Source organism: Ramlibacter tataouinensis (genome assembly GCF_001580455.1).
Lineage (GTDB): Bacteria > Pseudomonadota > Gammaproteobacteria > Burkholderiales > Burkholderiaceae_C > Ramlibacter > Ramlibacter tataouinensis_B.
In genome coordinates, this window is sequence record NZ_CP010951.1 from 3,683,151 (window position 1) to 3,698,436 (window position 15,286).

General features: G+C 69.5%; 13 protein-coding genes and 1 other RNA gene. 11 read left to right on the top strand and 3 right to left on the bottom strand.

What is annotated here, in order from left to right; all coding sequences use genetic code 11:
- The first annotated feature begins 29 nt into the window (after positions 1–29).
- The 4 genes from pyrC (at position 30) to htpX (ending at position 3,522) form a co-directional block, all read left to right on the top strand.
- Positions 30–1,064 (top strand): dihydroorotase, encoded by a 1,035-nt coding sequence (gene pyrC, locus UC35_RS17045; protein ID WP_061501779.1) that lies wholly within the window; start codon positions 30–32, stop codon positions 1,062–1,064.
- Positions 1,061–1,816 (top strand): NYN domain-containing protein, encoded by a 756-nt coding sequence (locus UC35_RS17050; RefSeq protein ID WP_061501781.1) that lies wholly within the window; start codon positions 1,061–1,063, stop codon positions 1,814–1,816. Before pyrC ends, UC35_RS17050 begins: the two co-directional genes overlap by 4 nt.
- Positions 1,817–2,584 (top strand): DUF3025 domain-containing protein, encoded by a 768-nt coding sequence (locus tag UC35_RS17055; RefSeq protein WP_415752683.1) that lies wholly within the window; start codon positions 1,817–1,819, stop codon positions 2,582–2,584.
- Positions 2,585–2,649: 65 nt separating this feature from the next.
- A complete protein-coding gene (htpX, locus tag UC35_RS17060) occupies positions 2,650–3,522 on the top strand; it encodes a protease HtpX (RefSeq protein ID WP_061501783.1) in 873 nt (290 codons plus the stop codon).
- A 55-nt stretch (positions 3,523–3,577) separates the two neighbouring features.
- Here htpX and UC35_RS17065 read toward each other — a convergent pair whose 3' ends face one another.
- On the bottom strand, positions 3,578–5,227 hold the full coding sequence (locus UC35_RS17065) for an NAD(P)/FAD-dependent oxidoreductase (protein WP_061501785.1): 1,650 nt from the start codon (positions 5,225–5,227) through the stop codon (positions 3,578–3,580).
- Between the two features lie 52 nt (positions 5,228–5,279).
- On the opposite strand from UC35_RS17065, the gene rnpB reads away from it, so the two are divergent.
- Positions 5,280–5,639, top strand: an RNA gene (gene rnpB, locus UC35_RS17070) — RNase P RNA component class A.
- 45 nt (positions 5,640–5,684) lie between these two features.
- The gene (locus tag UC35_RS17075; RefSeq protein WP_061503897.1) at positions 5,685–6,674 is read left to right on the top strand and encodes a zinc-dependent alcohol dehydrogenase family protein; all 990 of its coding nucleotides are present in this window, start codon (positions 5,685–5,687) and stop codon (positions 6,672–6,674) included.
- 13 nt (positions 6,675–6,687) lie between these two features.
- Here UC35_RS17075 and UC35_RS17080 read toward each other — a convergent pair whose 3' ends face one another.
- Positions 6,688–8,316, bottom strand: a complete 1,629-nt coding sequence (locus UC35_RS17080) for an MBL fold metallo-hydrolase (protein ID WP_061503898.1) — start codon at positions 8,314–8,316, stop codon at positions 6,688–6,690.
- A gap of 71 nt (positions 8,317–8,387) precedes the next feature.
- Here UC35_RS17080 and dapF point away from each other — a divergent pair, with 71 nt between their 5' ends.
- The 3 genes from dapF (at position 8,388) to UC35_RS17095 (ending at position 11,142) form a co-directional block, all read left to right on the top strand.
- Positions 8,388–9,251 carry a diaminopimelate epimerase gene (gene dapF / locus UC35_RS17085; RefSeq protein ID WP_061501787.1) on the top strand — a complete coding sequence of 288 codons (864 nt, stop codon included), beginning with the start codon at positions 8,388–8,390 and terminating at the stop codon, positions 9,249–9,251.
- Positions 9,252–9,535: 284 nt separating this feature from the next.
- Complete coding sequence (locus UC35_RS17090) at positions 9,536–10,213, top strand: DUF484 family protein (protein WP_227820358.1); 678 nt, start codon at positions 9,536–9,538, stop codon at positions 10,211–10,213.
- Positions 10,214–10,215: 2 nt separating this feature from the next.
- Entirely contained in the window at positions 10,216–11,142 is a 927-nt protein-coding gene (locus UC35_RS17095; RefSeq protein WP_061501791.1) for a tyrosine recombinase XerC, read from the top strand.
- A 39-nt stretch (positions 11,143–11,181) separates the two neighbouring features.
- Here UC35_RS17095 and UC35_RS17100 read toward each other — a convergent pair whose 3' ends face one another.
- Positions 11,182–12,897 (bottom strand): 7TM diverse intracellular signaling domain-containing protein, encoded by a 1,716-nt coding sequence (locus UC35_RS17100; RefSeq protein WP_082793339.1) that lies wholly within the window; start codon positions 12,895–12,897, stop codon positions 11,182–11,184.
- Positions 12,898–12,947: 50 nt separating this feature from the next.
- On the opposite strand from UC35_RS17100, the gene UC35_RS17105 reads away from it, so the two are divergent.
- Positions 12,948–14,132 (top strand): class I SAM-dependent rRNA methyltransferase, encoded by a 1,185-nt coding sequence (locus UC35_RS17105; RefSeq protein ID WP_061501794.1) that lies wholly within the window; start codon positions 12,948–12,950, stop codon positions 14,130–14,132.
- Positions 14,133–14,166: 34 nt separating this feature from the next.
- A complete protein-coding gene (locus UC35_RS17110) occupies positions 14,167–15,222 on the top strand; it encodes a CobW family GTP-binding protein (protein ID WP_061501796.1) in 1,056 nt (351 codons plus the stop codon).
- The last annotated feature ends 64 nt before the right edge of the window (positions 15,223–15,286 follow it).

Consider the following 15,286-nt stretch of genomic DNA (forward strand, 5'->3'; position numbering starts at 1 on the left):
GTGAACGGCACTTGTCGGACAATCGCGGGATGACTGACCAACTCACGATCACCCGCCCCGACGACTGGCACCTGCACCTGCGCGACGGCGCGGCCATGGCCTCGGTGGTGCCGCATTCGGCGGCGCAGTTCGCCCGGGCGCTGGTCATGCCCAACCTCAAGCCGCCGGTGACCACGGCGGCGCAGGCGGCGGCTTACCGCGATCGCATCCTCGCGGCGGTGCCACCGGGCCTGTCCTTCCAGCCGCTGATGTCGCTGTACCTGACGGACATGCTGCCGCCCGAGGAGATCGCGCGCGCCAGGGAGGCCGGCGTGGTCGCGGTCAAGCTGTATCCGGCCGGCGCCACCACCAACAGCGACGCCGGCGTGACCGACATCCGCAAGACCTACAAGACACTGGAGGCGATGCAGCGCGCCGGCCTGCTGCTGCTGGTGCACGGCGAAGTGGTCGATCCGGCGGTCGACGTGTTCGACCGCGAAGCGGTGTTCATCGACCGGCACCTGATCCCGCTGCGGCGTGACTTCCCGGAGCTCAAGATCGTGGTCGAGCACATCACCACGCGTGAAGCGGCGCAGTACGTGCGCGATGCGGACGCCCACACGGCCGCCACCATCACCGCGCACCACCTGCTCTACAACCGCAACGCGATCTTCACCGGCGGCATTCGCCCGCACTACTACTGCCTGCCGGTGCTCAAGCGCGAAACGCACCGCCTGGCGCTGGTGGAGGCGGCCACCAGCGGCAGCGCCAGTTTCTTCCTCGGCACCGACAGCGCGCCGCACCCGGCGGTGCTGAAGGAACACGCTCTTGGCTGCGCCGGCTGCTACACGGCCCTGACGGCGATGGAACTCTACGCCGAGGCCTTCGACAGCGCGGGCGCGCTCGACAAGCTGGAGGGCTTTGCCAGCTTCCACGGCCCCGACTTCTACGGCCTGCCGCGCAATACGGGCACACTGACGCTGGAGAAGCAGGCCTGGCTGCTGCCGGAGAGCTTGCCCTTCGGCGAGGCTCAACTGAAGCCGCTGCGCGGGGGCGAGACGCTGCAGTGGCGGTTGGCGGCATGAACGCCAAGCCGCGCGTCGCCCTGCTGATCGACGCCGACAATGCGCCGGCAGCGAAGATCGGACTGATCCTGAACGAGCTGTCGACATTCGGCGAAACGAACGTCCGCCGTGCGTATGGCAACTGGAAAAAGAACGAGCTGAAGTCCTGGGAGGAGCAGCTTCATGAGCACGCCATCCGGCCGATCCAGCAGTTCGACTACAGCAAGGGCAAGAACGCCAGCGACATGGCCATGGTCATCGACGCCCTGGACCTGCTGTACACCGACCGGCCCGACGCCTTCGGGATCGTCTCTTCCGACGCCGATTTCACGCCGCTCGTGATGCACCTTCGGGCCAAGGGTGCCGCGGTGTATGGCTTCGGTGCGCGCAAGACGCCGGAACCGTTCGTCAACGCCTGCTCGCGATTCCTCTTCCTCGAGGAACTGCAGGCGGCCACGGCCGACAGTGAAGGCGATGCGCCGGAGTCGGAGCGGACGCAGCCGCTGCGCAAGTCGCCTGCGGAGCTGCGCCAGGACCGCAAGCTCGTGGCGCTGCTGCGCAATGCCGTGCGGGCGGCGGCCGACGACGAGGGTTGGGCACGTGTGCACGCGGTGCGGCAGCAGATCGGAAACCAGGCCTCCTTCGACCACCGCAACTACGGCTACTCCACGCTGACCAAGTTGCTGACCGCCATCGACCTGTTCGACGTCGCGGACGAGGGCCGGTCCACGGTTTCAGTCCGCGAGAAGCCGGCACGCCGCGGAAAGGCGTAGGTGCTGCCGGCGCTCGACTGGGCGCAGCCCTGGTTCGCCCCCTGGCGCGACCCCGGCGAACGGCTTGCCAGCCGGATCGCAGCCGGCGAGGCGGCGCACGCTGCACTCAATGCCGGCGGTGCGCCCGTGCGCTTCACGCCACAGCAGTCGCTGCCTGGCGGCATGGCCTACGAGCAGTTCATCTTCGACACGGGCCAGTGCCCTGTCCGTCCCGGCACGCACGACTTCTTCAACGCGCTGGTGTGGATGCGCTTCCCCCGAACCAAGGCCGTGCTCAACCGTCTGCAAGCGCGGGAGATCACCCGCAGCGGCATCGGCGGCCAGCGCGGGCGGGTGCGCGATGCCATCACCATCCTGGACGAGAACGGGGCGCTGCTGCAGGCGCCGCCGCCGCTGTGGGAGGCGCTGCTGGAGCGCGACTGGCGGAGGCTCTTTGTCGAGCTGCGGCCGCTGTGGCCGCAGGCGCAGCTGGTGGTCTTCGGCCATGCCCTGCTGGAGAAGCTGGCGCATCCGCGCAAGGACCTCACCGCCCATGTCTGGTGCGCGGACATGCCGGCCGGCGCCATGGAGGCGATGGATGCGGCCCTGGCCGAAGCGCTCTCGGCCGAACGGCTCGCCGCCAAGCCGTTCACGCCCTTGCCGGTCCTGGGCATCCCCGGCTGGTGCGAGCAGAACCAGAACTTTTCCTTTTATGATGACTCTTTCGTATTTCGTCCTGCCGGGCAAAAGAAGCCAATAAAACAGGCCCGTGCGGCGCCCGCGTCTTGAAACCGGACGGCTCGTCCTTACCTTCGGCGCGAGGTGAACTTGCCTCTTAGCGGAGAAACGCTTACATGAAACGCATCTTCCTGTTCCTGGCCACCAACCTGGCGGTCGTCGTCGTCCTCGGCGTCGTCGCTTCGCTGCTGGGCGTCAACAGGTACCTCACGGCCAATGGGCTGAACCTGGGCGCCTTGCTTGGGTTCTCCTTCATCATGGGTTTCGGCGGCGCGATCATCTCGCTGCTGATGTCCAAGACGATCGCCAAATGGAGCTCCGGCGTGCAGCTGATCGACGGCTCCGGGAGCGCCGACGAGGCCTGGATCGTCGCCACCGTGCGCAAGTTTGCCGACAAGGCCGGCATCGGCATGCCCGAAGTCGGCATCTTCGAGGGCGAGCCCAACGCCTTCGCTACCGGCGCCTTCAAGAACAGCGCGCTGGTGGCCGTCTCCACCGGCCTGCTGCAGGGTATGACGCGCGAGGAAGTCGAGGCCGTGATCGGCCACGAGGTGGCGCACATCGCCAACGGCGACATGGTGACCATGACGCTGATCCAGGGTGTGATGAACACCTTCGTCGTGTTCCTCTCGCGCGTGATCGGCTACCTGGTGGACGGTTTCCTGAGCAAAGGCGAGAACCGCTCCGGCCCCGGCATCGGCTACTACATCACCACCATCGTGCTGGACATCCTGCTGGGCTTCCTGGCGGCGCTGATCGTGGCCTGGTTCTCGCGCCAGCGCGAGTTCCGCGCCGACCGCGGCTCCTCGCAGCTCATGGGCCGCAAGCAGCCCATGATCAATGCGCTGGCGCGCCTGGGCGGCATGGTGCCCGGCGAGCTGCCCAAGAGCCTGCAGGCCATGGGCATCACCTCCGGCGTGGGCAAGCTCTTTTCCACGCACCCGCCGATCGAAGAGCGCATCGCCGCGCTGCAGAACGCGCAGGGCTGAAGCCCCCCTTCAAGCAAAAGGCCGCCCTCGGGCGGCCTTTTTTTCGGCCGTGGGCCTACGCCGCCGCCATCCCGAGCGCCACCGCCTCGCCGACCCGGATGCCGTCCACCCCCGCCGACAGGATGCCGCCGGCGTAGCCGGCACCTTCCCCGGCGGGATACAGCCCCTTCACATTGATGCTCTGGAAGTCGTCGCCGCGCGTGATGCGAAGCGGCGAGGAGGTGCGCGTCTCGACGCCGGTCAGCACCGCGTCGTGCATGTCGTAGCCCCGGATCCTGCGCCCGAACACCGGCAGCGCCTCGCGCATGGCCTCGATCGCGAAGTCCGGCAGGGCCGGGTGCAGGTCGCCGAGCTTCACGCCGGGCTTGTAGGAGGGGGTCACGCTGCCCAGCTCAGTAGACGGCCGGCCGGCGATGAAGTCGCCCACCAGCTGGCCGGGGGCGTCGTAGTTGCCGCCCCCCAGCTCGAAGGCGCGCGACTCGAGCTCGCGTTGCAGCGCGATGCCGGCCAGCGGCCCTTCGGCGTAGTCGCGCCCCGGCTCGATGCCCACCACGATGCCGGCGTTGGCGTTGCGCTCGTTGCGCGAATACTGGCTCATGCCGTTGGTCACCACGCGCTGCGGCTCGGAGGTGGCGGCGACCACCGTGCCACCCGGACACATGCAGAAGCTGTAGACGCTGCGGCCGTTGCCGGCGTGGTGCACCAGTTTGTAGTCGGCCGCGCCCAGCAGCGGATGGCCGGCATGTCGGCCCCAGCGCGCGCGGTCGATCACGCCTTGCGGGTGCTCGATGCGAAAGCCGATGGAGAAGGGCTTGGCTTCCATGAACACGCCGCGTTCGTGCAGCATCTCGAAGGTGTCGCGCGAACTGTGCCCCAGCGCCAGGACGACATGGTCGGCGCGCAGCTCGCCGGCCTGGCCGCTGGCCTGGTCGAGCACGGCCAGGCCCCGCACCCGGCCGCCCTCGACCCGCAGGTCGGTCACCCGCTGCTGGAAGCGCACCTCGCCGCCCAGGCGGATGATCTCCTCGCGCATGTTCTCCACCACCTTCACCAGCTTGAAGGTGCCGATGTGCGGATGCGCGACGTACAGGATCTCCGGCGGCGCCCCGGCCTTGACGAATTCGCCCATCACCTTGCGTCCGAGGTGGCGCGGGTCCTTGATCTGGCTGTAGAGCTTGCCGTCGGAGAAGGTCCCGGCGCCGCCTTCGCCGAACTGCACGTTGCTCTCGGGCTGCAAGGCACGCTTGCGCCACAGGCCCCAGGTGTCCTGGGTGCGCTCGCGCACGGGCTTGCCGCGCTCCAGCACGATGGGGCACAGGCCCATCTGGGCCAGCACCAGCGCGGCGAAGATGCCGCAGGGGCCGAAGCCCACGACCACTGGGCGCAGGGCCGGCGTGGCGCTCGCGCGGACCGGCGGCGCCCACGCCATGTCGGGCGTGGCGGCGATGTGCGGCTGGCCGCGGAAAGCCGCGAGCAGCGCCGCTTCGCGTTCGGCGTCGGCCAGCGCGACATCCACGATGTAGACGGCGAACAGCTCGGCCTTGCGCGCGTCGAAACTGCGCTTGTGGACCTGCAGCGCGGCGATGGCCGCTTCGTCGATGCGCAGGATGCCGGCGGCGGCGGCGCGCAGCGGGGCCTCGGGGTGCAGGCCTTCCTCGGCCGGCAGCGCCGCCAGCGGCAGCTTGATTTCGGAAAGACGGATCATGAGAGGGGCCCGTGTCGATCGGGCAGGAACGTCGGCGGATAATACGGGGTGTGAAGCCCGCCAGGCCGCCGCTGGTGCCACACGGGAAACCAGGCACTGGAGGAACGTCCGGACTGCACAGGACAGCGTAGCAGGTAACACCTGTCCACCGCGAGGTGAGGATCAGAGCAACAGAGACGAGTCCTGTGCCCAACCCTTCGAAAGAAGGGGCGGGCGCAGGGGTGAAACGGGCAATCTCTACGCGCAGCAATACCAAATAGGCCGGCAGTGGGCGCAAGCCCTGTCCCGTGGTCCGCGGGATGCCGGCGGGTAGGTAGCACCGAGCCGGGACGGCGACGCCCGGCCCAGAGGAATGGCGGTCACGTCCGGGCAACCGGACGCCACAGAATCCGGCGTACGGCGGACTTCACACTTTTCATCAGGCGCGGCATACCATCCCCGGATGCTGCCCTCTTCCATGCTGGCGATGGCGGTGGACGCCGATGCGCATCGGCTGGTGCCGCAGCGCAAGCCGCTGCCGCCCATGGGCGAGCAGGATGTGCTGGTGCGCGTGCTGGCCTGCGGCGTGTGCCGCACCGACCTGCACCTGATCGACGCCGAGTTGCCGCCCAGGCGGCCCGGTGTCGTGCCCGGCCACGAGGTGGTGGGCGAGGTGGTGGCCCGGGGCGCGCGCGCCATGCGCTTCCAGCACGGGCAGCGGGTCGGCATTCCCTGGCTCGGTCACACCTGCGGCCAGTGCGACTTCTGCCGCATGGCGCGCGAGAACCTGTGCGACGCGCCGTCCTTCACCGGTTGGGACCGCGACGGCGGCTACGCCGAGTACTGCGCCGCCGACGAGCGTTTCTGCCTGGCCTTGCCCGGCGACGACGACGCGGCTCACGCGGCGCCGCTGCTGTGCGCGGGCCTGATCGGATTTCGCAGCTGGCGCATCGCGGGCGGCACCGCGCCGCGGCGCCTCGGCATCTGGGGCTTCGGCGCGGCGGCGCACATCGTGTGCCAGCTCGCGGTGGCGCAGGGCCAGCAGGTCTATGCCTTCACCCGTGCCGGCGACACGGCCGGCCAGGCCTTCGCGCGCCAGCTCGGCGCGGCGTGGGCCGGCGCGAGCGAGGAGCGCCCGCCCGTGCCGTTGGACGCCAGCCTCATCTTCGCGCCGGCGGGGCCGCTGGTGCCTGCCGCGCTTGCGCTCACGCGCAAGGGCGGCGTGGTGGTGTGCGGCGGCATCCACATGAGCCCGATTCCCGCGTTCGACTACGCGCTGCTGTGGGGCGAGCGCGAGCTCAAGTCGGTGGCCAACCTCACGCGCGAAGACGGCGAGGCCTTTTACCGGCTGCTCGAGAAGACGCCGGTGCGCACCCATGTGCAGCGCTTCGCGCTGGCGGAGGCGAACGTGGCGGTCGCGGCCGTGCGCGGCGGCCGGCTACAGGGCGCGGCGGTGCTGATCCCTTGAGCTTCTGCGGCCCTCAGACCAGCCCGAGCGCCTCGATGCGCTGCACGTGCGCGAGCAGCGAGCGCTGGGCGAGCGGCCACATGCGCTGTGGCACGTCGTCGTAGGCCAGCGCCACCCAGTCTTCCATCGAGCCGTCGGGGCGGGCCTGCATGGCGGCGATGACGCGGGCTTCGCGCTTGAGGCGGTGGGCCTTGAGCTGGGCGATGGCCTGCGGCGCAAAGCCCAGCACGTAGCCGTGGGCCGGCAGGATGAACTCGATGCCGTGCTGCGCGCAGGCCTGCGTGAGCTTGTCCAGCGACTCCAGATAGGCGCTCATGTCGCCGTCGGGCGGGTCGACCACGGTCGTGCTGCCGTTGAGCACATGGTCGCCCGAGAACAGCAGGCCGTCTTCCTCCAGCACCAGGCACAGGTGATTGGCGGCGTGGCCCGGGGTGTGGATCGCGCGCAGCGTGTGGCGCCCGCCGGCGCCTTCCACCGTGATCGTCTCGCCGTCAGCCAGTTCCCGGTCCGGCGCGAATTCGCTGGCCGCGCGCGCCGTCGGCCGCGAGGCCAGGCCGAGGATGGGCGGCCGGGTGGCGCAGCGGGCCTGCAGGGGCCGGGCGCCCGGCGAATGGTCCGGATGCGAATGGGTGCACACGATCAGCCGGATGTCGCCATGGGCGGCGCGCCAGAGGCGCTCGATGTGCTCCGGGTCGCTCGGGCCGGGATCGATCGCGATATAGCCGCTGGTCGGATCGCCCACCAGGTAGCTGTTGGTGCCGGGCCCGGTCATGGGACCGGGATTGGGGGCCGTGAGGCGCATGAGGTTCTTGAGCAGCGCCACCGGCTGGTCGCTGCGCCAGTCGAGGTGGTGCACCATCTGGCCGTCGGGGCTGACCAGCGCCAGCTCGCCGAAGGGCATTTCGTGCTCCATGTAGCGCGCTTCGGCGCCCTTGAGCAAGCCGGCGCGCGGGCAGCTCGTCCACAGCGGCTGCTCGCCGCAGGCCTGGAGCACGGCGTCGACCCGCTCGAAGCGCGCCAGCCGCTCCAGCGTGCGGATGGTCGGGAAGATCATGAAGAAGCTGCCGGCTTCGTGCCGCGCCAGCGCCTCGGCGGGGCGCACCCACACCGGCTCGAACTGCTCGGCCTCGTCGGCCACCGGACTCTGGCCCCCCGGCATGCGCGCGACCAGGAAGGGCACGTCGAAACGCCGCGGCAGGTCGCGGTCGGTGATCCAGTGCGCCAGCACGAACACCTCTTCGGCCGCCAGGGTCAGGCCGCGGTCGCGGCATTGCGCGGCGAAGGGCGCGTGCCGCTGCAGCGCCGCGATGTCGCCGGCATCGGCCCAGCGGCCGTCCGCATGCCGCGCGAACAGCACGCCCAGTTCCTCGAAGCTCTCGCGGATGGCGGCAATGGCCTGGGTGAGCCGCTCGCCGTCCTGCGCCGGCCGGCGCGAGGCGAGCGCGTGGCTGCCCGCATCCGCGGCGTCGATCACGCCGCCCGGGAACACATAGGCGCCCGGGGCGAAGCTGGCGCTGGCCGAGCGGCGCGTCATCAGCACTTCCAGGCCCTGGTCCCCGTCGCGCAGCAGCAGGATGGTGGCGGCGGGGCGCGGCGCCACGGCCTCGCGCTGGGGATGCAGAAGCTGGCTGACTCTTACCATGCGCTTCATTATCGCGATGAGCCCGCGCCGCCCAGGCTGGAGGGGTCTTTGCCGCGCGGATAATCGGGGCCATGCGTATCCGCTTCACCAAGATGCAGGGCGCGGGCAACGACTTCGTGGTCCTCGACGAGACACGGGGGCCGCTGGGCCTGACGCCGGCGCAGTACCGCTTCATCGCGGACCGTCACTTCGGCGTGGGTGCCGACCAGGTGCTGTCGGTGCGCCCCTCGCCTGGCGCCGGCATCGACTTCGAATATGTGATCCACAACGCCGACGGCGGCGAGGTGGAGCAGTGCGGCAACGGCGCGCGCTGCTTTGCGCGGTTCGTGCGCGACAAGGGCCTGGCGCCCGGCGACACCCTGCGGGTGAAGACGCTTTCCGGCGTGATCGAGCCGCGGCTGAACCCCGATGGCCGGGTGACCGTGGACATGGGCGCGCCGGTGTTCGAGCCCGCCCAGGTGCCCTTCGACACGGCCGGACTGTCGTCCCAGGCCGACGGTTCCTGGCACAAGTGGCACCTGGCGCTCGACACGCATGCCGGCTCAGCTATTATTTCTGTAGCGATCCTGTCGATGGGCAACCCGCACGCGGTGCAGGAGGTGGCCGACGTGGACACGGCGCCGGTGCACGCCCAAGGGCCGGCGATCGAGTGCCATCCGCGCTTTCCGAAGCGGGTGAATGCCGGCTTCATGCAGGTGGTGGACCGGTCGCAGGTGCGGCTGCGCGTCTGGGAGCGCGGCGCCGGCGAAACGCTGGCCTGCGGCACCGGGGCCTGCGCGGCGGTGGTGGCCGGCATCCGCCTGGGGCGCCTGGACCGCAAGGTCGACGTGCACACGCGCGGCGGGCTGCTGACCATCGAGTGGGACGGGCAAGGCCCCGTGTTCATGACCGGCCCCGCGGTCACCGTGTTCGAAGGGGAGATGGAGGTACCCTAGTGTCCTGTCCCGCTGAAACTTGGCATGTCGCTGCGCCGTATCGGGGCGCAGGCAAGGCGCGGGTGCGGGTCAAGCCTGGGCGGCTTGACCTGTGACCGCAACGCGGCATGCGCCCCGATACGGCGCAGCCCGAAGGGTTCGACGCCTGCGGGGCCCTCGGCGGGCGCCCAGAGGGGTTCAAGACGTCCAGTCTTGACCCCCTCTGGCCACCCACCGATCATCCCCGCAGGAATCGAACGAAATGCCAAGTTTCAGCGGGACAGGACACTATGAATAACGACGCCATGAATCCGATCACCGAGGACGACATCGCCAACTACTTGGCCAACACGCCCGACTTCTTCGAGCGCCACGCCCAGCTGCTGGCGGCCGTCCAGCTGACCAGCCCGCACGGCAATCGCGCGGTGAGCCTGCAGGAGCGGCAGGCCGAGATGCTGCGCGAGAAGATCAAGGCGCTGGAACACCGGATCATGGACATGGTGCGGCACGGCAACGAGAACGTCGTCATCGCCGACCGCCTGCACCGCTGGGCGCGCAAGCTGTTCCAGGTGCCCTCGGCGCGCGAGCTGCCGGCCTCCCTCGTCGAGGAGATCCAGTCGCAGTTCATGGTGCCGCAGGCCGCGATCAAGGTCTGGGACGTCGATGGCGCGCACGCCGGGGAAGGCTTCGCTCAGGGCGTGAGCGAGGACACCCGCACCTTCGCCTCCTCGCTGACGCAGCCCTACTGCGGCGTCAATTCCGGCTTCGAGGCGGTGCAGTGGCTGCCCGACCCGGCCATGGCCCTGTCGATCGTGCTGATTCCGCTGCGCGAGGGAGCGGCCAGCGGCGCCGGTCCGGCCTTCGGCATGCTGGTGCTCGCCTCACCCGACCCGCAGCGCTTCGGCGCCGGCATGGGCACCGATTTCCTCGAGCGCATCGCCGAACTGGCGAGCGCGGCGCTGTCGCGGCTGCGCGGGCAATGAGCATGGACGGTACCGCCGGCCTGGTCGAGCGGTATCTGGAGCATGTCCGCGTCGAAAAGCGCCTGGCGGCCCGAACGGTCGAGCTGTATGCGCTCGACCTGCAAAAGCTCTCCGCGAATGCCGCCGGCGCCGGCCTGGAACTCACGCGGGTGCAGAACGCCCACATCCGCCGCTGGGTCGCACAGATGCACAGCGGCGGTCGCAGCGGCCGGGGCATCGCGCTGATCTTGTCCGGCTGGCGCGGCTTCTACGCCTGGCTGGGCCGCCAGGGCCTGATCGACAGCAACCCGGTCGTCGATGTCCGCGCCCCGAAGGCGCCCAAGCCGCTGCCCAAGGCGCTGAGCGTGGACGACTCGGTGCAGCTGGCCGAGTTCGAGGACGAGCGGGCCGATCCCTGGCTGGAAGCGCGCGATGCCGCGATGGTGGAGCTGCTCTACGGCTGCGGCCTGCGGGTGGGCGAACTGGTGGGGCTGGACGCGCTCGCCAGCGGCAGCGCGCGCGGCTGGGTCGACCTGGACGCCGGGGAGGCGCATGTGCTGGGCAAGGGCAGCAAGCGCCGCATCGTGCCGGTGGGCGCCCAGGCGGCGCAGGCCCTGCGGCACTGGCTCGGCCTGCGGGCGCTGGCCGCGCACGAGACGCCGGCGCTGTTCGTCGGCCGCGGCGGCACGCGCCTGTCGGCGCAAAGCATCTGGCAACGGCTGAAGCGGCGCAGCCTGCGCGCCGGCCTGGCCACGCCCGTGCATCCGCACATGCTGCGGCATTCGTTCGCCAGCCACGTGCTGCAGTCGAGCGGCGACCTGCGGGCCGTGCAGGAGTTGCTCGGCCACGCGAACATCACCACGACGCAGGTCTACACGCGGCTGGACTTCCAGCATCTGGCCAAGGCCTACGATGCGGCGCACCCGCGCGCGCAAAGGACCAAGCGCTAAGCGACCAGGTGCCAGGCGCTTCGTCGCTTTCGGCGCCTTTCAGGCGTTCGCCAGGGTGAACACCGCCCGCCGGCTGTCCGGCGGCACGCTGGCCAGCTTGCCTTCCAGGCGGGCGATCAGCTCCCGGGCATCCGCGCCCTCGGCCGGGACGATGGTTTGCGCCACCCGCACCTGGGCCACCCACTCGACCGGCTTGTTCTTGAAGGGCATGAGGCAGCGCGCCACGATGCGCGGGCCTTCCGCCCCCGCGTCCACCGCGCTGATCGGCCCTTCCACCAGCATGCCGAAGCGCAGCTCGGAAAGCCGCGCCACCACGTCGATGTCGCGCGCCGCGGACAGCAGCCGCCCGGCCACCAGCAGCGGCAGCTCCTCGGCCGAGCGCGCGCCGTAGGTGCGGCGGATCTGTTCGGAATTGACGACGTCGATGATGAGCACCGCGCTGTCGTACTTGAGGCGCCGGGAGCGGCCCATCATGCGCTTGAGCGAGGCCGCGAACATCTGGTCGTTGAGCAGGCCGGTGGCCGGGTCCATCTTGTCGAGGCCCTGGATTCGCCGGTTGTGCTCGCGCCGGTGCTGGCTGCGCATCATCAGGATCAGCAGGATGATGGGCAATTCGATCGCGATGCCCGCCTGCATCGCGTAGATGGTCCACGGGCTCACCGGAATCAGGCCCCACAGGCGCGCCAGCGGGAAGGCGGCGCCCAGGACCACCGGCGCCGCCCCGACCAGCAGCCAGGCTGCATAGCGGTCGCCGCGCAGGGCAGTCCAGACGATGGAGCCCAGGCCCAGGGTGGAGGCCAGCACGATGTAGGGGACCATCAGCCGGTAGCGAAGCGAGGGCTCGACCACGGTGATGGCCAGTGCGGTCACCACCGAAAGCAGGCCCATCGCCACCAGCACCCGGTGCATGAACATCCAGCGCTCGGGCATGGAGACCACGGCGCTGAAGAACCAGCTGAGCGAGCCCACGGCCAGGACCGGCAGCACCATGGACGACAGGTCGTTCCAGCCGGGCAGGTGCGGCCACAGGTGCAGGCCGCCAATGCCCAGCATCGCAGCCTGGCTCAGGCTCATGAGTGCCACGCTCAGGGCGTAGAAGCCGTAGGCCGAATCCCGCAGCGACACGGCACTGAGGCCGGCCAGGATCGCGGCCAGGCCGGCCAGCCCAAAACAGATCCCCAGGATCAGCGAGGTGCGCTGCTCGCGCCGGGCGAGATAGCTTTCGCTCACGAACACCAGGGGAGCGCTGAAGCTGTGGGGGTTCTCGATGCGCAGCAGGTACTTGCGCGGGATCTCAGCCGAGACGTCCACCGGCAGCAGGGGATGGCGATGCGGCACCGGCCAGTTGGCGACCGCGATGGTGTCCCCGGCCGATTGCGGGATCCACTGCCCGGCGCTGTCCAGTGAGTGAAGCGTGGTTTTGTTCACGGAGGCGTAGGGGATTTCCAAATACCAGCGTTCGGCGTCCGGCGCGGGCGGCACGGTAAACCGCACCCACAGCGCCTGCCCGGTGGTCAAGGGGTAGATCGCGCCGTGCGCCGTCGGCGTCCATTCGATCGTTCCGTCCTGGCCCACCTGGTCGGCCGTGGCCCGGCCGGTGTCGTCCATCCAGACGTCGCCCCAGTCCTGCAGGTCGACTGGCTGGTGCGCAGGGTCCAGGTCGAGGACCGTGCGCCCCGATGCGGCCGCTGACCACAACCCGATCAGCAGCCCTGCGGCAACCGCCCATTTTCGACCGATGTTCGACAGCCCCATCGTCCCTCCTGCGCTTGGGCATCCCTCTTCTGGCCTCGACAATATAGCCAATGAAGACGATCCGCTTGAAAGAAGGCAAGGAGCGTTCGCTGCTGCGCCGTCATCCCTGGGTGTTCGATTCGGCCATCGCCAAGGGCGGTGGCGACTCCGGCGAGACGGTGCGCGTCGAATCGCACGAGGGCGAGTTCCTGGCCTGGGCCGCCTTCAGCCCGCCGTCGAAGATCCGGGCCCGGGCCTGGAGCTTCGAAGAAGGCCAGCGGATCGACGCCGCCTTCCTTGGCGTCGCCTGCGAGCGGGCCGTCCGCGCCCGGGACCGGCTGGCGATCGACAGCGACGGCCTGCGCCTGGTGCACGGCGAGTCGGACGGCTTGCCCGGCCTGATCGTGGACCGCTACGGCGACACCCTGGTGGCGCAGTTCCTGTCAGCCGGTGCGCAGCGGTGGAAGCCGGTGCTGACGGAGGCGCTGCTGCGCGCCACCGGCCTGTCCCGGTTCTACGAGCGCTCGGACACCGGCGCGCGCACGCTGGAGGGCCTGCCGGCAGCGGCCGGCTGGCTGCAGGGCGAGGGCGCCACGGAACTGACCATCCGCGAGCACGGCTGGCGCTTCACCCTGGACATCGCCACCGGGCACAAGACCGGCTTCTACCTGGACCAGCGCGACAGCCGGCGCAAGTTCGCCGAGCATGCGCAGCGGCTCGGCCTGCAACGGGTGCTCAACTGCTACTGCTACACCGGCGGCTTCACCGTGGCAGCCCTGGCCGGCGGGGCGGCCCATGTCACCTCGATCGATTCGTCGGCGCCGGCCCTGCAGCGGGCGCGGGACCACGTCGCCCTGAACGGCTTCGATCCCCAGCGCGCCGATTTCCTGGATGCCGACGTCAACGCCAGCCTGCGCCGCTTCATCGACGAGGGCCGCAGCTTCGACGGCATCGTGCTCGACCCGCCCAAGCTCGCCCCCACGGCGGCCCACGCCGAGCGCGCCGCGCGCGCCTACAAGGACATCAACCGGCTCGCGCTCAAGCTGCTGGCGCCCGGCGGCGTGCTGTTCACCTACTCGTGTTCCGGCGGGATCAGCGCCGACCTGTTCCACAAGATCGTCGCCTCCGCCGGGGCGGACGCGGGCGTGGACGGGTTCATCACCGAGCGGCTGGGCGGCGCGCCCGACCATCCCATGACGCTCGCCTTCCCGGAAGGGGAATACCTCAAAGGCCTCGTGATCCTGCGGAAGGGCTAAACTTTCGACCCTTTCGAAGCCACCCTACACAGCCATGAGCCTCATTCCCGCCACCATCGTCACCGGCTTCCTGGGCTCGGGCAAGACCACGCTGCTCAAGCGCGTGCTCACCGAGGCCCATGGCCAGAAGATCGCCGTGATCGAGAACGAATTCGGCGAAGAGAACATCGACAGCGACATCCTGGTGACGGACACCCAGGAGCAGATCATCCAGATGAGCAACGGCTGCATCTGCTGCACCATCCGGGAGGACCTGCGCTCCACCCTGCAACTGCTGGCCGCCAAACGCCGCAAGGGGCTGCTCGACTTCGAGCGGGTGGTCATCGAAACCACCGGGCTGGCTGACCCTGGCCCGGTGGCGCAGACCTTCTTCATGGACGACGAGATCGCCGAATCCTACCTGCTTGATTCGATCATCACGCTGGTGGACGCCAAGCACTCGGCGCAGCAGCTCAATGACCGTCAGGAAGCGCGCCGCCAGGTGGGCTTCGCCGACCGCATCTTCATCAGCAAGGCCGATCTCGTGTCGCAGGAGGAAGTGGACGCGCTGGTGCACCGCCTCAAGCACATGAATCCGCGCGCGCCCCAGCGCGCCGTGCATTTCGGCGAGGTGTCATTGCCCGAGGTGTTCGACCTGCGCGGCTTCAACCTCAACGCCAAGCTCGACATCGACCCGGACTTCCTGAAGGAAGAAGAGGACGACCACCACGACCACAACCACGACCATGAGCACGGCGAGCACTGCGACCATCCGTCGCATGCCCATGGCCACGGGCATCACCACCATCACGACGACGACGTCAAGAGCTTCGTGTTCAAGTCCGAGCGCGCCTTCGACCCGGCCAAGCTGGAGGACTTCCTGGGCGCGGTGGTGAATATCTATGGCCCGCGCATGCTGCGCTACAAGGGCGTGCTGCACATGAAGGGCACCGACCGCAAGGTGATCTTCCAGGGCGTGCACCAGTTGATGGGCAGCGACCTGGGGCCCCAGTGGGCCGAAGGCGAGGCGAGGGGCAACAAGATGGTCTTCATCGGGATTGACCTGCCCCGGGAAATCTTCCTCCAGGGCCTGGAGCAGTGCCTGATCTGAGGTAGGCTAGCGCCTTCAAAAAAATCAACAGGCGCGAGGGTCCCCGATGATTGTCTCGATTCTG

Excerpts from the sequence above, each read along its gene's own strand:
- pyrC (WP_061501779.1), top strand. The coding sequence starts at position 30 with ATGACTGACCAACTCACGATCACCCGCCCCGACGACTGGCACCTGCAC.
- UC35_RS17050 (WP_061501781.1), top strand. The coding sequence starts at position 1,061 with ATGAACGCCAAGCCGCGCGTCGCCCTGCTGATCGACGCCGACAATGCG.
- htpX (WP_061501783.1), top strand. The coding sequence starts at position 2,650 with ATGAAACGCATCTTCCTGTTCCTGGCCACCAACCTGGCGGTCGTCGTC.
- UC35_RS17065 (WP_061501785.1), bottom strand. The coding sequence starts at position 5,227 with ATGATCCGTCTTTCCGAAATCAAGCTGCCGCTGGCGGCGCTGCCGGCC.
- UC35_RS17075 (WP_061503897.1), top strand. The coding sequence starts at position 5,685 with ATGCTGGCGATGGCGGTGGACGCCGATGCGCATCGGCTGGTGCCGCAG.
- UC35_RS17080 (WP_061503898.1), bottom strand. The coding sequence starts at position 8,316 with ATGGTAAGAGTCAGCCAGCTTCTGCATCCCCAGCGCGAGGCCGTGGCG.
- dapF (WP_061501787.1), top strand. The coding sequence starts at position 8,388 with ATGCGTATCCGCTTCACCAAGATGCAGGGCGCGGGCAACGACTTCGTG.
- UC35_RS17090 (WP_227820358.1), top strand. The coding sequence starts at position 9,536 with ATGAATCCGATCACCGAGGACGACATCGCCAACTACTTGGCCAACACG.
- UC35_RS17095 (WP_061501791.1), top strand. The coding sequence starts at position 10,216 with ATGGACGGTACCGCCGGCCTGGTCGAGCGGTATCTGGAGCATGTCCGC.
- UC35_RS17100 (WP_082793339.1), bottom strand. The coding sequence starts at position 12,897 with ATGGGGCTGTCGAACATCGGTCGAAAATGGGCGGTTGCCGCAGGGCTG.
- UC35_RS17105 (WP_061501794.1), top strand. The coding sequence starts at position 12,948 with ATGAAGACGATCCGCTTGAAAGAAGGCAAGGAGCGTTCGCTGCTGCGC.
- UC35_RS17110 (WP_061501796.1), top strand. The coding sequence starts at position 14,167 with ATGAGCCTCATTCCCGCCACCATCGTCACCGGCTTCCTGGGCTCGGGC.